The sequence below is a fragment of the Clostridium sp. AM49-4BH genome (genome assembly GCF_003478335.1).
GTDB lineage: Bacteria > Bacillota > Clostridia > Lachnospirales > Lachnospiraceae > Butyribacter.
Genome location: NZ_QUFB01000030.1, coordinates 20,281 through 36,953, shown reverse-complemented (window position 1 = coordinate 36,953; position 16,673 = coordinate 20,281). Strand labels below are relative to the sequence as shown.

General features: G+C 40.6%; 17 protein-coding genes and 2 pseudogenes. 12 read left to right on the top strand and 7 right to left on the bottom strand.

The genetic code is table 11. The features are described from left to right. From DW981_RS09535 to DW981_RS09515, 5 genes and pseudogenes are all read left to right on the top strand, one after another. Positions 1–238: pseudogene (locus DW981_RS09535) on the top strand (FUSC family protein); the annotation flags it as partial. After that, positions 228–320: pseudogene (locus DW981_RS09530) on the top strand (CDP-alcohol phosphatidyltransferase family protein); the annotation flags it as partial. The pseudogenes DW981_RS09535 and DW981_RS09530, both read left to right, overlap by 11 nt. A gap of 196 nt (positions 321–516) precedes the next feature. Further along, positions 517–1,293, top strand: a complete 777-nt coding sequence (locus tag DW981_RS09525; protein WP_118507542.1) for a sulfite exporter TauE/SafE family protein — start codon at positions 517–519, stop codon at positions 1,291–1,293. Positions 1,294–2,019: 726 nt separating this feature from the next. After that, entirely contained in the window at positions 2,020–3,168 is a 1,149-nt protein-coding gene (locus tag DW981_RS09520; protein ID WP_118507541.1) for a hypothetical protein, read from the top strand. Positions 3,169–3,427: 259 nt separating this feature from the next. Then, on the top strand, positions 3,428–5,143 hold the full coding sequence (locus tag DW981_RS09515; RefSeq protein WP_118507540.1) for a transglutaminase domain-containing protein: 1,716 nt from the start codon (positions 3,428–3,430) through the stop codon (positions 5,141–5,143). Positions 5,144–5,379: 236 nt separating this feature from the next. Here the strand turns inward: DW981_RS09515 and DW981_RS09510 are convergent, their stop codons facing one another. Next, positions 5,380–6,066 (bottom strand): class II aldolase/adducin family protein, encoded by a 687-nt coding sequence (locus tag DW981_RS09510; RefSeq protein ID WP_022024727.1) that lies wholly within the window; start codon positions 6,064–6,066, stop codon positions 5,380–5,382. Between the two features lie 703 nt (positions 6,067–6,769). Between DW981_RS09510 and DW981_RS16200 the strand changes: the two genes are divergently transcribed. Continuing rightward, entirely contained in the window at positions 6,770–7,255 is a 486-nt protein-coding gene (locus DW981_RS16200) for a class I SAM-dependent methyltransferase (RefSeq protein WP_347474556.1), read from the top strand. Then, on the top strand, positions 7,246–7,578 hold the full coding sequence (locus DW981_RS16195) for a hypothetical protein (RefSeq protein WP_347474555.1): 333 nt from the start codon (positions 7,246–7,248) through the stop codon (positions 7,576–7,578). Before DW981_RS16200 ends, DW981_RS16195 begins: the two co-directional genes overlap by 10 nt. Before the next feature lie 242 nt (positions 7,579–7,820). Here the strand turns inward: DW981_RS16195 and DW981_RS09500 are convergent, their stop codons facing one another. Next, on the bottom strand, positions 7,821–8,162 hold the full coding sequence (locus DW981_RS09500) for a DUF6273 domain-containing protein (RefSeq protein ID WP_118507539.1): 342 nt from the start codon (positions 8,160–8,162) through the stop codon (positions 7,821–7,823). Positions 8,163–8,286: 124 nt separating this feature from the next. On the opposite strand from DW981_RS09500, the gene DW981_RS09495 reads away from it, so the two are divergent. The 3 genes from DW981_RS09495 to DW981_RS09485 all read left to right on the top strand — a co-directional run bounded on the left by DW981_RS09495 (position 8,287) and on the right by DW981_RS09485 (position 11,387). Further along, positions 8,287–9,984, top strand: a complete 1,698-nt coding sequence (locus tag DW981_RS09495; RefSeq protein WP_022025425.1) for a bifunctional diguanylate cyclase/phosphodiesterase — start codon at positions 8,287–8,289, stop codon at positions 9,982–9,984. A gap of 133 nt (positions 9,985–10,117) precedes the next feature. Next, on the top strand, positions 10,118–10,984 hold the full coding sequence (locus tag DW981_RS09490) for a molecular chaperone DnaJ (protein ID WP_118507538.1): 867 nt from the start codon (positions 10,118–10,120) through the stop codon (positions 10,982–10,984). A gap of 4 nt (positions 10,985–10,988) precedes the next feature. Further along, complete coding sequence (locus tag DW981_RS09485) at positions 10,989–11,387, top strand: HIRAN domain-containing protein (protein ID WP_118507537.1); 399 nt, start codon at positions 10,989–10,991, stop codon at positions 11,385–11,387. Positions 11,388–11,537: 150 nt separating this feature from the next. Here the strand turns inward: DW981_RS09485 and DW981_RS09480 are convergent, their stop codons facing one another. Together DW981_RS09480 and DW981_RS09475 are read right to left on the bottom strand one after the other, a co-directional pair. Further along, positions 11,538–12,881 (bottom strand): MATE family efflux transporter, encoded by a 1,344-nt coding sequence (locus DW981_RS09480; RefSeq protein WP_022025422.1) that lies wholly within the window; start codon positions 12,879–12,881, stop codon positions 11,538–11,540. A gap of 222 nt (positions 12,882–13,103) precedes the next feature. After that, complete coding sequence (locus tag DW981_RS09475; RefSeq protein WP_118507544.1) at positions 13,104–13,769, bottom strand: Crp/Fnr family transcriptional regulator; 666 nt, start codon at positions 13,767–13,769, stop codon at positions 13,104–13,106. A 147-nt stretch (positions 13,770–13,916) separates the two neighbouring features. Here DW981_RS09475 and DW981_RS09470 point away from each other — a divergent pair, with 147 nt between their 5' ends. Next, a complete protein-coding gene (locus DW981_RS09470; protein ID WP_118507536.1) occupies positions 13,917–14,633 on the top strand; it encodes a 4Fe-4S binding protein in 717 nt (238 codons plus the stop codon). A gap of 13 nt (positions 14,634–14,646) precedes the next feature. On the opposite strand, the gene DW981_RS09465 is transcribed toward DW981_RS09470, so the two are convergent. The 3 genes from DW981_RS09465 to DW981_RS09455 all read right to left on the bottom strand — a co-directional run bounded on the left by DW981_RS09465 (position 14,647) and on the right by DW981_RS09455 (position 15,854). Then, positions 14,647–14,964, bottom strand: coding sequence for a hypothetical protein (locus DW981_RS09465; RefSeq protein WP_022025419.1), 318 nt, complete (start codon positions 14,962–14,964; stop codon positions 14,647–14,649). A 69-nt stretch (positions 14,965–15,033) separates the two neighbouring features. Then, on the bottom strand, positions 15,034–15,474 hold the full coding sequence (locus tag DW981_RS09460; protein ID WP_118507535.1) for a DUF6120 family protein: 441 nt from the start codon (positions 15,472–15,474) through the stop codon (positions 15,034–15,036). 11 nt (positions 15,475–15,485) lie between these two features. Continuing rightward, on the bottom strand, positions 15,486–15,854 hold the full coding sequence (locus tag DW981_RS09455; RefSeq protein ID WP_118507534.1) for a PadR family transcriptional regulator: 369 nt from the start codon (positions 15,852–15,854) through the stop codon (positions 15,486–15,488). Between the two features lie 198 nt (positions 15,855–16,052). Between DW981_RS09455 and DW981_RS09450 the strand changes: the two genes are divergently transcribed. Then, on the top strand, positions 16,053–16,661 hold the full coding sequence (locus tag DW981_RS09450) for a hypothetical protein (RefSeq protein ID WP_118507533.1): 609 nt from the start codon (positions 16,053–16,055) through the stop codon (positions 16,659–16,661). Positions 16,662–16,673 lie beyond the last annotated feature (12 nt).

The window sequence follows — 16,673 nt, the reverse complement described above, 5'->3', positions numbered from 1 at the left end:
TATAGGAATTCTTGGTGGAATCGGTGTAGGATTTTCAGCACAATATGGCTGGCAGGCAGTATTTAACACATTTGGTGCTTTAGCCATTGCTGCAGAGACTTATGGACTAAAAGGAGCGGTTAGTCTTAGAGTGATTCAAAATGTTTTTGGTGTTGTGTTTGCTTTAGCATTTTGTGTTATATTTTATTGGTTTATGTCTAAAAAAACGGAAAGTGAGGTGACCGTACATACAGAGTGAAGTGAATCAGGAAGAAAATTTGAATAGAATTATTACGGTTCCTAATCTTCTTTCTTTTTTTCGGCTTTTTGTCACGCCGATTTCTGTATTGATTATACAAAGTCTTTGTTAATAGGTGGCAAAAAATACAAAACCGTGTTATACTTTTTCGTTGCAAAATGATAATAAAAACACAGTGTCGAATTGCTCGCCGTTCTGTGACGCAACATGTCTGAGAAATAATGAATATAATGAATTTTTTTGGACATTGACACTGTCGACATAGAAAGGTACTTACCATGAAATTACTTATGACGATCATTGTGACATTTTTTGCAGGAATGGGGGCAGGTCTTGGCACCGGATTTGCCGGAATGAGTGCGGCTGCCGTGATCAGTCCGATGCTCATTACTTTTTTACATATGAATCCTTTTATGGCGGTCGGTATCGCGCTGTCCTCTGATGTGTTGGCAAGTGCGGTGTCAGCGTACACCTATGGCAAAAATAAAAATCTTGATGTCAAAAACGGCAGTATTATGATGGTGACAGTGCTTGTATTTACAGTGATCGGAAGTTATATTTCAAGTCTGGTACCATCGACTACGATGGGAAGTTTTTCGGTAGTTATGACATTTTTTCTTGGAATTAAATTTATCGTTCGTCCGGTCATGACGACTAAGGAAGCGATGAATAGTGTGTCTGCCAAGAAAAGAGCGGTGCAGTCTGTTCTGTGTGGAATGATCATTGGGTTCATCTGTGGATTTGTTGGAGCGGGCGGCGGTATGATGATGCTGTTGATTCTTACGTCCGTGCTTGGCTATGAATTGAAAACAGCTGTTGGAACGAGCGTTTTTATCATGACATTTACAGCATTTACCGGAGCAGCCTCACATTTTGCCATTGGTGGGAAACCGGACTTTTTAGTGATGGGATTGTGCGTTGTTTTTACATTTATCTGGGCGCGGATTGCAGCATTGTTTGCCAATAAAGCACAGCCGAAAACCCTGAACCGTGCGACAGGACTGGTGCTGGTGGTGTTGGGAGTTGTTATTATGGTGTTTGGACATAATGCGTAATGAGGAATAACAGCTTTTAGATAAGTATAAGATAACGAGTGTGCCGGCAATCATTGTGACACAAAAATCCAAACAGATGAAAAGTTGGATGGATGCTGACAAGCATTTGGAGGAAATTCAATCGTATATTAAAAATATGTATTAGAATGCAGCCTGACATTAAAAAGTCGGGCTGTTGTTATATAAACTAATGTTGGTATTTATAAAGACAGTCCCTCATAGAGAATATGAAATAAATGTTCGACAAAAATACAATAAATGCGCAACAAAAATCCGATAAGTGTGTGACAAAAGTGGATGAAGTATTCGGATAATCTATCCATAAAAAGTTGGATATTTAATCGAAAATAGATATTGTAGTGCCGAGACAGGCGCTGATTTTAAGACTTCAGTTTTTGATAAAATAGATGATAGTATCATATGGTTATTTGTAATAAATCATGCTATACTCTCTCAAAGAGAAGATTCTCTATCCCGGAGGCAGAAAGAACGTATCTGGGGCAGAGAAAAAGGAGAAGACCAGAAAGAAATCTCTATCCTAGAGGCAGAAAGAACGTATCTAGGGTAGAGTCAAACAAGAAGTCAGGGCGGATTTCTCTACCCCCGGGGCAGAAATAACCGGTCCAGGGTAGAGTCAAACAAGAAGTCAGGGCGGATTTCTCTACCCCAGAGGCGAGAATAACCAGCTTAGGGTAGACATTATCGAGATATTACAGGAGGATATCTATGATTTTTGGAATGACATTTTATCAATTGGCGTGGCTATTTGTGATCTATTCCTTTTTGGGATGGTGTGTGGAAGTGATCTACCACGCGGTCACTTGGGGCGAGGTTACGAACCGTGGATTTTTGAATGGACCGGTTTGCCCGGTATATGGATTCGGGGTTGTGAGTGTGTTTGCATTGATCAATCTGATCCAGCCTGAAGGGACACAGATGAGTGATCTGTTGGTTTACGTGTTCGGCGTGATTTTAGCAACATTAATTGAGTTGGTCGCAGGCTGGCTTCTTGATATATGCTTTCATGCGAGATGGTGGGATTATTCCAAGCAACCATTTAATTTTGGTGGATATATATGTTTGGAGTTTTCATTGATCTGGGGATTTGCAATCTTGTTTGTGGTCCGGATCTTCCAGAAATATATTGACAAGCTGATCACGGGGCATGACAGCAGTGTACTTGGGTGGACCATTCTGGTGATATTATACGTTGTGTATTTTGTTGACTTTGTTGTTACGGTAGCAGTGATTCGAGGATTTAATAAGAAGCTTGGACAGCTTGATAAGCTTAGTGGCGATCTTCGGATTGTCAGTGATAAGGTAAGTGAGAAACTTGGTGAGACAACGATCGAAACGGCGCAAAATATTGGAGAAGGCAGAGTACAGGCGGCCTTAGCTAAGGCGGAATTACGAGATAGAGTAGATTCTCTGAAGGATAGCTTAAGCACGTCAGAAATGAAAGAGAAAGTTGGTTCTTTGAAGGATAGCTTAAGCACGTCAGAAATGAAAGAGAAAGTTAGTTCTTTGAAGGATAGCTTAAGCACGTCAGAAATGAAAGAGAAAGTCGGTTCTTTGAAGGATAGCTTAAGCACGTCAGAAATGAAAGAGAAAGTCGGCTCCCTGAAGGATAACCTGAGTACGGCAGAATTGCGTGCAGCGCTTAGTTCTTTGAAAGAAAATATTAGTGCAGAAGAGTATAGAGAAGTGATTCGCACGAAGAGAGCAGAGTTGCAGAAGAAATATGAAGAATTAGTTGGTTCTATGACCAAGCACCGTCTTTTTGGACAGGGGCGTTTGCTTCGGGCATTCCCTGATATGAAGCATAGAAAATATCAGGATATTGTGGTAAAATTAAAAGAAAAAATGCGCAATTAAATATGTGCGAGTAAAAATGCGCGATTAAATATGTGCGAGTAAAAATGCGTGATTAAATATGTGCGAGCAAATATGTGATATACGGTTGTCTTTTCGCAGGATAGGATGCTGATAAATGGAATCAGAGCAACGAGCGAAAAGGTATTTGGCCGGAAACGGGAGATGATCATGCCAGTGGCTTAGTTGCTGCGACATAAAAGGTTGAAAAACCTTTAATATTTAATAAAACATTTGATGATATGAGGAAGGGGAGTTACTTATGAGTCACACATCAAAAAAATGCAGAAAAATATGGCAGTTTATTGGAATATTTATGTTAACCTGTGTTGTTAGTGTGTTGCCGGCATCGCTAGCAGGGGCGCAGCGTGCAACCAAATCGACAGTTGCACAAATGGAAAAAGAGGTTGGAAGATTGGAGCTGGATATACCGATTGAGACGTCAAGGGTTGGCTGGACATATGTTCCAATTTTAAATATATATCCAAGCAATACGACAGGTCTTAACACAAGCGAGCCGATTTCCTATGCGAATTGTCTTAATGCAAACAAAGCCAAGGCATACTACGAAAGCGCAGTTACTTGGACGTCATCGAATAGTAAGGTGATCGACCTGGAATATTATGCGACAGGATGCGTACGCATGGTAGCAAAGTCAGAAGGTACTGCAACGATCACAGCACGTTTGGGAAAGCATAGTGTGTCGCAAACATTTGTTATTGCAGGAAAATCTACTATAAAATTTTTAAAAGTACAGATGTGGCCATTAAATAGTGAAGGAGAGTCAAAGCCGGGAAATACATTAACGGTAACGCAGGGTGAGGAATTTCAGGTGCCCGCACGATATTGGTATCAATATATTACGGATGGCAAAGTGTCATCAACATTTGAGGCGTTATCGTCTAATATAGAATATGGCAACAAACTTCGCTGGAAGAGTGCAAACAATTCCATTGTTGATGTGAAATATGTTCATTTTGGCGGATTTAAGGCGCTAAAACCGGGAAAGACTGTCTTGACAGTATCTATTGGCGGCTACACAGATACTCTTACCGTAACGGTCAAACCGAATCCCCGCAAAAAATGGGTAGAGCCGGTGCAATCTGATGAGGAAAAGACAAACTACGTCAGCAAGTATGGCAAAGAAATTCATTCTAAAAAAGAATTGTACAAATATGTTTTCGATCATTTGAAAGTTGGAAACTACGAGTTTGGTGTTATTTATCCAAGGACATTGTTAGATTTTAATCTAATTGACGAGTTGGATAAAGCGATCAATATGTATGATGAATACGTCATTGACAATCCGAATTGTACGAAATATGATGAACCTTTGGGATCAGGAGCCGCTGTTTACTTGCAGGATGGAAGAGAGGGTTATCATTACCGGATGTATCAGCCGAAGTCCCGACAATATGTGCAGAAGATGACCCGAAAAGCGGACAGTGTATTAAAAGGGATTCTTAAGAAAAACAAATCGACCAAAAAGCGTCTGCGTGCAATTCATGATTATATTATAAAGCGATGTGATTATGATCGCATGGTATATAAATCTTTTCGCTATAAAGGAAAACGATATGTCAATAAAAAGAAACCAAGCGAATTGTCGTTTACTGCATATGGAGCACTGATCCGGAAAAAAGCAGTTTGTGAAGGGTATGCTAAGGCATTTACACTGCTGGCGCGTCGTGCGGGAATTCCATGCGTTTATGTAACCGGGACTACTTATGGAATAGCACATGCGTGGAACCTTGTTAAGGTTGGTGGTAAATATCGCTATATTGATACGACATGGGATGATCCGGTTCTGATGAGAAAATTTAATCCGAGGAAGCCGTTCGCTGTTATTAAAAATAAAAAGGGAAATACGAAATATTTTTTGGGAAGCAAAAAGAAGCTGAGCAAGGATCATAAGTTTAGTTATAGTTATCATGTGAAAACATATAAGAACTATTTGCCATATCACTTCAAAAAATAGAGGCAACTATGAGAAAATATTTGTGACTTTTAAGCAATATTAATGGAAGACTGACGTAGATAATGGACTCACCATTCCGATTACGTCAGATGGTATCGTAAATGGATATTAATAAAAAACTCCCCTGCAACGCTTTGCCGGGGAGTTTTTTTAGTTTGAGTAAATTTATAGATGCAGTCTATTCAAAATAGCTATATCGAGTACTTGTTTGATTGCATTTAGCAAATAGATGTGATCTATCCAAAATAGCCCTGGGACTGTTTGCCATCTTCTTTTGCTTGACCGTATGTTTTGTAATGCTCGATTACTTCTGCCATCTGCTCATCAGACAATACATTTGGCGTAGAGATTGCCATTGCGCGCCACTGAACCTGTGCGCACCACTCGCAAGTATTTGCGATGGCAAATGCCTTTTCTAAGGAATCGCCGTAAGCGACCATTCCGTGATTTGCCATGAGAAGTGCTTTGCTGTCAGATTCGCGTAAGCATTTGCGAACTTCATCAGCAAGCTCTGGAGTGCCGTAAGTCTCATATGGAACCGTAGGAACCGTAGCAACACCCGTATCTGCGATTGCATAATGAGTCGCCTTCAGATCAACGCCGGCACATGCAAGCGTTGTGCAATACATAGAATGTGCATGGACAACGGCACGAGCGTCCGGTTTCTCTAAATAAAAGGCAGCATGTAAACTGTGTTCACTGGAAGGTGTGCGTTTGCTGTCCACAATATTGCCCTGCAGATCCATAACGACAACATCTTCTGCTGTTGTTTTTGCGTAAGGAATACCAGATGGGCTGATCACCATATATCCGGTTTCCGGGTCATACATACTGATGTTACCTGCAGTTCCAATCGTCAGACCCGATGAAATCAACTGATTTCCATAGTCAACTACCTTTTGTCTCATTTCTTCTAATAACATAATTATCCTCCGTTTCAAGTGAATGTACTCTCAGTATCTTCTTAAAACGAGCCATTTCGGCTGCATTTCCGATATACTGTTTCCATTTTCTCGTCGTACACACCGTGTACGCACTGCAAAAATGTCATGGTATATCAAAAATTCATCTCGAAATTCTTCGTTTCGATGAATTCGAGAGTACATGTGATGTTTTCGCTGTCAACATATTGAAGTGTTGGCGCGTTGACATCTTGATCTTATAAATAAAAGAAACATTGTTTCAAATGTATCCATACACGCTATTTTTAGAGTGAATAGAATATTTGCGCAACTAAAATAAGTTTAGCATAAATGAGTACGATTCTCAATCATGATTGTGAGTAAAATTGAAATAAAAGAATGCATTTCGGAAAAAGATTTGAGCGGATTGGAAGACATGATCGGATGAGATGAGGGATACCGAGCTTATAAAAGGCGAAAAACACAATAGAAATAAAGAAGTGACGGTTTTTCGTTTTGACAGCTATCTTGCATATGTGGTACACTAAATGTGGTTAGCCACAACTAACCACTGCGCAAATAGTGAGTAAAGCTAGGCGATGTATAAAATATCTGTGCCATGATCGTGTCAAGTGATATGTGAAAAAAACGAGTTAGGGAAAAGGTTTAATTGGGACCTTGAAAACTGCAGATATTTTATTTTCTGGATGGATAGGAGGAAAAAATGAGTGAAAAAATCAAAGTGACTTTGGATGGAACAGCAGAGACCATGTTGCAAAGTTTTTATGCGAGAGCAAAATATTCGCTGAAAAAGGGACATAAATTTTATGATGCGAAAGCAGTGGAACTGGTGAATAAGATAGATTATGATTTTTCGTCGGCAGAGGAAGATTCCACCATGAGCAATGGTGTTATCGCACGAACGCTTGTATTTGATGAGTTGGTAGAAGATTTTATTGATCGTAATTCGGAGTGCACAGTTGTAAATATTGCCTGCGGATTGGATACCAGATTTTATCGAATGGATAACGGCAAGCTGCGGTGGTACAATTTGGATCTTCCGGAGACGATCGCCGTCAGAGATCAGATTTATCAGGAATCAGGAAGGGTATCAACAATCGGGATTTCTGCCTTGGATCCGGCGTGGGCGGATCGGATTGATGCACAAGGAAAAATGTTGTTTATTATCGAGGCCTTAGCATGTATCTGACGCCGGAAGAAAATGCGACGATGCTTGAAATTATTCGGGATCATTTTGACAATGCAACGGTGATGATGGAGTGTCTGGCCAAGAAATGGGTCAATAAAGAGGACATTGAAGAATCCATTCAAAAGACGGGCGCAAAATTTATTTTTGGAGCGGATTGTTTTGAAGATCTGGGAGATGTTGCAAAGGGATTTCGTAAGATCAAAGATGATAATATTACACGAGGCATGACCAAGATTATTCCAGTGTTAAGGCCATTTGGCTGGTTGCCGATCATTCGTAAAATGACGCAGAAAATTTTGATTTTTGAGAAGGTGCAAGAGTAGTGATTTGCAGCGCCCGGGGTAGAGAAAACGTTGGTCATAGCCGAAGAATCTCTACCATGAGAGGAGAAATCTAGTGTCCGGGGTAGAGAAAACGTTGGTCATAGCCGAAGAATCTCTACCTTGATAGGAGAAATCTAGTGTCCGGGGTAGAGAAAACGTTGGTCATAGCCGGAGAATCTCTACCATGAGAGGAGAAATCTGGCGCCCGGGGTTCTTTATTACCAGATCACGTTTTCCTAAAACTATTTCACGGTAATATGAATTACCGGACGCAAACCGCCGTTTACAACATAATCATCAAACACTTTGTGCCTCGCTTTGTTGACAATACCGTAATCGCCTACCTTTGCGGCGTTATTTCCCTCGAATCCCGGAGAACGCAGCCACCACCAAACACCGGTGCCATCCGTAAGACTTACGGAACGTTCAGAAGACTCTTTGAAATAGGTTTCTGCTTCACGAATCGACATAAGCGATACGTAATCGTTCGTATTTTTGCCGCCTTTTATATCAAAGGCATCATTGTCTTCGCTCACATAAGATATATGTAGTGTAAAGCGATCATTTCTGTTACAATTTGACATAATTCACCACTATGATTCGACAAATGTGTTATAATAAATATTGGGATTTATAGAAATACGCAACAAAAGCCTGAATCGGGCGGTCAGGTATAAAGCGTTATTGTTAAGAGTGTGGAGGTAAAAAATGAATAAAGAGATGATAATTGATCCGGAAATAAAAGCGATGTTTGAATTGTTAGCGGAGGATGCATCTACCATGGAAGCGTGCATGGCTAAGATCAAATGTTCTCTTTCTATTGCGGCAGAACTTTTTCATATAAATAAAGTAGAACTTAAGCTAGAGGCACCGGTCAGTAAACTTTGTCCGGAGGGACAGCGTGCCGTAGAAGTTTTGTATGACACAGGGGATGCATCTGACGGTGAACCGAATATTTCGGTATTTCCGTTACCGTCCGGCGGAACGGTAACGATCATGGATTATCCGCGTGACCAAAGCAAGTTTTCATCCAAAGAATTGGAATTGCATAATATGTTATTACGCCAAATTTTTTATAAGATCAGCAGAACGATGACGCAGAACTTACTGCAGCAGGTTATGATGACGGATATGAGTACCGGTGTAGCAAATCAGGATTATTTAATGCATTTTGCCGGAGGATTGATCGCTTCCGGGCAAATTGCAAATTACAATATTATATTTTTTAATGTACATAATTTTAAATATGTCAATAAAGTGTTTTCTTATGAGCAGGGTGATATTATCCTGCGTAATTATGCCCAGCATATCAAAAATATAATGGGAAATGATGAAATTGTTGCAAGATTAGGTGGAGATAATTTTGTGCTTGTTTTTCACAAGGAACGCCGCGAAAAATTGATCGAACAGCTTCAGAATATCAGGATACATCATCAATGGCAAATGAAAGAGCGGGAATTTGTGTTTGGCGCAACGATTGGTGTCAGCAATTTGAATGGCATCACAGTACCGCGTGCCATCATGGGAAGAGCCAGTATTGCTTATCAGGCAGCCAGACAAAAAGGGGTTGGCAGCGTGGTAGAGTTTTCACCGGAGATCGAACAGGAAATACTAGCCAATCAGAGCATTGTGTCCAATTTCCTTCCAGCATTACAGGCAAAGGAATTTGTCATATATTATCAGCCTAAAGTCAACGTCGCAGATCGGACAATGTATGGTGCAGAGGCTTTGGTTCGTTGGATCAGAAATGGAAAGATGGTACCGCCAATGCAGTTTATTCCGCAGTTGGAGCGCGAGGGAAGCGTGTGTAAACTTGATTACTATGTGTTGGAAAGTGTCTGTGCTTTTTTGAAAGATCGACAGAACAAGGGGCTTTCGGTTGTACCAATTTCAGTGAACTATTCCAGAAGACATTTGGAGGAAGAAAATCTCGTTGAACGTACTTTGGAGATTATTGACCGCTATGGTGTTGATCATCATTTGATCGAGATCGAGCTTACCGAAAGTGAAGATTTCCAAAATTATGAGATCATGTCTGAAATTATTGATGAGTTCAAGGCGAATGGCATTGGAACCTCGATTGACGATTTCGGAACCGGTTTTTCTTCACTCAATATGATCAAAGAAGTTGATCTCGAGACGATAAAAATAGACAAATCCTTTATTCCGTTGGAAACGGATTACCCGGGAAAAGACCGAGATCTTGTTATGTTTCACAGTATTGTGCAGCTCATCAATGAACTGGATAAGAAATCCATTGCTGAGGGGGTTGAGACGGTGGAGCAGCTTGAATATCTGAAAGGAGTTGGTTGCGATATCGTGCAGGGCTATGTGTTCGACAAACCGCTGCCACAGGAAATATTTGAAGAACGATTAGCAAGTGCGCATCCATATGAGAATATTTAAAGAGCGATTAGCAAGTGCGCATCCATATGAGAATATTTAAAGAGCGATTAGCAAGTGCGCATCCGTATGAGAATATTTGAAGAGCCGTTAGCAAACATTTGGATTGATAAAAGAAAATGGGAGGTGTTCCGCTGTGGAAGATATGAAACAAATACATGATTTTGCTGCTAAACGGAGCGATAAGCATCGCGACCAGAATACTAATTGCACGGTTGTCCCTTTTCCGGAATTCGCCGCATTGAAAGCGGAAGTAGAAAAATTGCGAGTTGAAATTTCCATGCTTTTGCTTGAGCGGGATGAATTACGCTTTGTAATCTGCAAAAACATAGAAACGGCATATATGCTCGCTCTTGGCAGCCTTGAATACAAAGCTTTTGAATTGAACTGTAATGTGTTGCGTATCAAAAGAAAAATTGATCTTATCCAAGCAAAGAAAAATCGACAGGAAAAGATTGCGTTATCAGCCATTGATAAATTGCTTGATAAAGAGTTTGCCGGTTTTCAGTGTCAGCTCAATGAGCAGATCGATAAGATGAATAAGGCTCTTGATCATAGTCAGGGACATGTTCTTACGGATGAAGAGACCAAGCAGATAAAGAAATTGTATCGCAGCATTGTAAAGGCTCTGCATCCCGATCTGCATCCGGAGATTACACCTGCACAGATGCAGTTGTTTCAAAACGCAGTACAAGCGTATGAAAATGGTGATATAGGGAATCTTCTCATCATCAGTGAGATGGTAGCGGAACCTGTCGTTCCGGAACAAAGTGAAAGTGGGTTATCCATTCTTACTAAAGACAAGGAACGGCTGACTAAAACGTTGGAACTTATCCGTGAACAAATTGCAAATATAAAATCGGAATATCCGTACACAATGAAGGAACTGGTGAATGACCCGGAACAGGTGGCTGAAAAACGGACGGAACTTGAGAAAATGATAGAGGAATTGAAAGAAGCATATGATCTGTATGCTGGAAGATTGAAAGAAATATTGAGGTGATAGGATGAGTAATATCGTAAAAACAGATGGCGGCAGTCTTGCAAGCCTACTTCATGGCAAAGGCGGTGGCCTTACTATACCGAAACCTTATGAACGTGATATCTTTTTGTTTGATACTTTTATTGCCGGGACAACACACATTGAAGGTATTGAGGAATTGGCTCAGTATCTTAATGTTAACGATAAGTTGAATTTTTATCGTGAGCCACATAATCGTTTCGATCCCCAAGCGATAGTGATAAAAAACAGTAATGGGGTCAAAATTGGATATGTGCCCAGAGAGGATAATGTAGTATTTTCACGTTTGATGGATGCAGGAAAACTACTCTTTGGGAAAATCACTGCCAAGGAAACCAAGGGAAAATGGATTAAAATCAAGATAGGCATTTATCTGCATGAGTAGGCGATCTCTGCCGGCAGAAATCGCTATGTTGTGGCTGCAAAATACAATATAATCATTGACATAATAAGCAATATGTGGTCGTGTGAGGTGATTTTGGAAGTGCGAAATTTGAGTTCATGATCTAAATTATAGCTTGTAAATCGCTTTAAGTTATCGAGATGGCACTACGTTATCGGTTGGCCATGATCTCCTAAGAGCCATATAAGAAATTAAAAAGTTTGCAAGCCAACCGGCCGGTACAGCCAGCCAGACAAATGCAATGCCAAAACGAGGTGCAAAGATCAAAGCAACGGACAGTCGAATCGCAAGGTTTACCATGTTTGCCAGGAGGAATGGCCGCATGATTCCCAGACCACGAAGGACTCCATCGGTTGCCATTTTGATTCCCATAAAGATGAAGAAACAACCAAGCCATCTCATATAATCTCCGGATACCTGATAGGCAAAAGCTGTTCCGTCTTTACCGAGAAATAGTGAGGAAATTTGCGTATGCAGCGTTTCGATGATGATGAAAGCAAGTACTGCAAAGCATACATCCAATACCAATGCGGCTTGGTATCCTTTTTTGATACGCCGCGGTTTGTTTGCACCGAGATTCTGGGAAACATATGGAGACACTGCATTGCCGATGGATACAAAGATCAGGGAAAAAACATTTTCTATCCGCATCGTCGCCGCATATCCCGCGAGTGCCTGTGTGCCAAAAGGATTTACAACTGCCTGTACGATCATCATACCGATAGATACCGTGGACTGCTGGAGAACCGATGGAACAGCGATCCGCAGCATGGAACGCAGCTCGTGGCAGTCAAATCGGCGGAATGGGCTATTATAACGTCGCATCCGAAAGAAGAAGATCAAAAACGACAATACGGCGGAAATGCCTTGGGCGATCAAGGTTGCAAGTGCCGCACCGAACACGCCAAGACCAAGACCGGCTACCATCCAAAGATCCATAAATATATTTAAGATAGACGAGAATATCAGGAGTGCTAGTGGAATCTTTGATTCGCCTATGGAAGTAAACATCGTTGAAAGAACGTTGTACATAAACAAAAACGGAAATCCCACAAAATAGATCCGAAGATATAAAACGGCATCATGCATTATATCGGCAGGGGTTTGTAATATACGCATCATCGAGTAGGAAAAGAAATAGCCAAAAACACCAAGGATCACGCTTAGAATTAGAAAGCTAAGCAAGGATGTTGACACGATGGTCTTCATTTTCCCATACTCTCTGGCACCGAAATAGCGGCTCACGAGTACACCGGCACCGACACCGGCTCCCAACGCCGCGCAAATAAAAACATTAGTCAGAGCTGCACATGCACCGATGGCTGCCAGTGCAGAGGAGCCAACGAATTGACCGACGATGATAGAGTCGGCCATATTGTATATTTGCTGAAAAAAGCTGCCTAGGATCATTGGCAATGCAAAAATTGTCAGTGCTTTCAGAGGCGCATCTGTTATTAAATACTCATCTTTTGACATAACTGTATTCCTCCACAAGTTTCGTGAGTTTACTTGTTCTATACTTATCCGATTTTTGCATCTGCAAAACGTAAGTCCCAAGGTGCGTTACGAAGCAATTATATGAAGTTCTGATCAATAAGTCAACAAATCATATTTTTGTAGCATTGAGTATGATTTCGTTAGTAATAACGCTGGTATTGCTGGGATGATTTTCGCAAACATCAACATTGTCGTCTTGATTTACTTTGTTATTAATTCAAAATGATTACGGTTTGTTTTTAGTAATCCTTCCTTTTGCAACTTTGATAATTCTACGGACATAGCGGCTCTTTCTACACAAAGGAAATCTGCCAGTTGCTGTCTGTCAAATGGGATATCAAAAGAAAGCGATGATTTTTTGACGGATTCAGATGAGAGATAGGATAACAGCTTATCTCTGGTCGATCGTTTGCTGACATGAGTGATCTTGTCGTTAAGGATCAGTATCTTATTTGCCAGTACACAGACCAGATTCCGGATCAGTTTTTGATGGTGATCGCAGGCGGTTGGGCAGGATGTCAGAAGACGATTGATATTCAAAAAGAGAATGTCGCAATCTTCTTCAGCGACAACACTGATATTTAATACTGTGCCCGGGGTTGCGGCATATGGTTCTCCGAAAAAATCTCCCGCATTGCATTTTGAAAGGATGTTGCGATGTCCCCAAAGGTCCTCCTGAATGATTAGTGTTGAGCCGGCTAGTACAAGTCCCATAACTTCTGTGGAATCTCCTGCCTTGAAAATATAGGATCTAGAAGTCTTGGATACTTTAACTGCATTCACACAATGAAGTATAGACAGAATTTCCGTATCATTCAGTCCCATGAAGAACGGACAACTTCTCAAAATCGGTAAATATTTTTCCATAAAAATCTCCATTCTGCCATCTTTGGCTGGCGGCACAACTTTCTTTCACATTATTTACTCCTTGTTTGAAATCAAACATACATGTTGCAATAATTATAATATGATTGCATCAGAAAAGCAAAAATATAATATTTGAGGAGGACAAACATGATTAGAAAGATTATCCATATAGACGAAGAAAAATGCGACGGCTGTGGTATCTGCGCCAATGCCTGCCATGAAGGAGCAATTGATATCATAGATGGAAAAGCAAAGCTTGTAAGAGAGCATTTTTGTGACGGGCTGGGAGATTGCCTTCCTGCTTGTCCGACCGGAGCAATTACTTTTGAAGAGAGAGAAGCCCCGGAATATGATGAAGAGGCAGTGAAGGAAGCGCAGAAGAAAAAGGAACTGCAAGAAAAGATGAAGCATATGCATGAGGGGGGATGTCCTGGCTCCAGAATCCATATGATAGATCATAAAGAGGATGCCCCGGAAAATGTAACCATGCCTGCACAAGTATCACAACTGGGCAACTGGCCGGTTCAGATTAAACTGGCGCCTGTGAATGCACCGTATTTCGATGGTGCAAAGCTGCTGATTGCAGCGGATTGTACAGCCTATGCCTACGCTAACTTTCATCAGGAATTTATTCGAGGAAAAGTGACGCTGATTGGATGTCCGAAACTAGATGCTGTGGATTACAGTGAAAAACTGACACAGATCATTGCAAATAATGATATCCGGTCTGTGACAATCGTGAGAATGGAAGTGCCTTGCTGCGGAGGTCTTGAGATGGCGGCAAAGAAAGCACTCCAGGAAAGTGGTAAATTTATTCAGTGGCAGGTAGTGACCATTGGAATTGACGGTACGATCAAAGAATAATAGAAAAGGAGCCTTAAAAATAGTAAGTAGGTGGAGTAAATTGATTGGAAATTATGTATAAAAGGATACAAAGAACGATAATGGCTATAGTGATTCCAATCAATATACCGATGTGTTTTGGAAGGTGCGGCTGTTCATTGACCGATGCTAATTCAGCAGGGTCTATGTAATGTGCCGCAGCTTCTTGATACGTTATATCCGGGTTTTGCTCTAGATCGCTCATAATATCCTGCATTAGTATTTTGCGAAGTTGTTTTTGTTCGCCAGATATAAACATACCTGATGGGTATGCCTGCTTTACAATTTTTTGAATTTGACGTCTATTTAGCATAATTACCTCCCTTGTGGTCAAGTGTTTTTAGCATGTGTTTTCGCGCTCGCATTTATGTCCGCATATTAATTAGTCGTCAAAGGTCTGATGATTTTCCAAAGGCGGATCCGTCGCTTTGGTGATAGGATTGATATTGTTCGAGCCATTTTCATCATCTTCCCACTGTTCTATGTAATAGCCTTTAGAGTAGTCATGCATAAATACTACGTGACGAACGGTAAAAAATACTACTGTGATAACGGCCACAGAACATAGTCCGACAACCGTCCAATAAAGCGTCATATTTCTCAGGTGTAATTCATCAGCCGTGTGAAAAGAAAGCTGATCTCTGATCTCGGACGGGTGACCAAATTCTTTTGTCAAGTCAGTATAGGTTGCTTCAGGATGTTCTTCTAAGTAACATAGAAGAGCATCTTTTAATTCTTGAATAAATTGTCTTTTAAATCGCCGTTTTCCTCTGTACAGGCGTTTAACCTGTCGGATATATTTCTTCGCTGCTGTATTTTTCAAAAAAGCCCTCCCTAGGAATCTTTGTTTTCAGATTCCGTATATGATAGTAGTTGTTCAATAGCACCGGAAATCAGTTTGTACTCGGTAAGCAATTCCTGTAAATACTGCCGTCCGCTGTCGGTTATATAATAATAGACGCGAGTTCGTCTTTCACCGACTTTGACCTGTTCGGAATCTAAATAGCCGTTTTGGTTCAATCGGTACAACGTTGGATACATCGTTGTTTCCTTGAGCTCATATTGGCTACTGGTATGTTCAGAAAGCTCTTGGGCGAGCTGATAGCCATATTTCTTGCCGGATTGCAGTAGCAGTAATAAGACCAGTTCTATTGTGCCATGTTTTATATTGTTGTGTCTTCGTATTTTTTTCGCCATAATCATACACCTTTTCCAATAAAGAATAGTTACAATTCCATATTAGAAGAAAATAAAATTCATGTCAATATAAATATTTTCATAATACTATTTAATAAAAAGTATTTGACAAAGAGCAATTGTGGGTGTACTATTTTTATTAATAGGAAACTGCTGTTGTGTAGCGTGACATCATCAAGAATTGCTATGAGGAGGAGAAGGTATATGGGGGCAAGAAAACAAACGATCAAGATCATTTCTTTTGTGTGTTGTGTAGCTATTGTAGCAGGGATTGTGACTGCGAAGGTTCGTGAATTTTCGGACAATAGCACGGAGAGTGTTCAGGAGCAGGCGCAGAAGGAAGAAAATTTAGAAGATACGAAAAATACAACCGATAAAAAAACACCAGACGGAAAACAGGGTATCAAAGACGTTCACGAAAAAGATATTCAGATTAAGGTAAATACGCTGCAGCTAAATGAGGAAAACGAAGATTGTGGCATTTTTTTTACATTGCAGTCTGCAACTTACAAAAAGGCAAAGTACGTTTTGACTTGTAAAATAAAAAATAGCCGTAAAGGCGAGACCGTTGATGTGGAGAAGTTTGCAAAGGGTTTTTCGGTCAAACTGGGAGAAGCAGAGTGGAATGCAGTTTTGCTTACGGGGAGAAAAACCCTCAAATATCATGAAACAACAGAGGCAAAAATGTTAGTGAAATGCAAGCAGGATGTTTCGGGAGACATGACGAATTATCGTTTGTTTTATACAACGGAACCAGAGGAAGACGAGGATCAAATACAACAATTTCGCACGGAATATATCGTAAAAAAGTAGATGGGGAGTAAT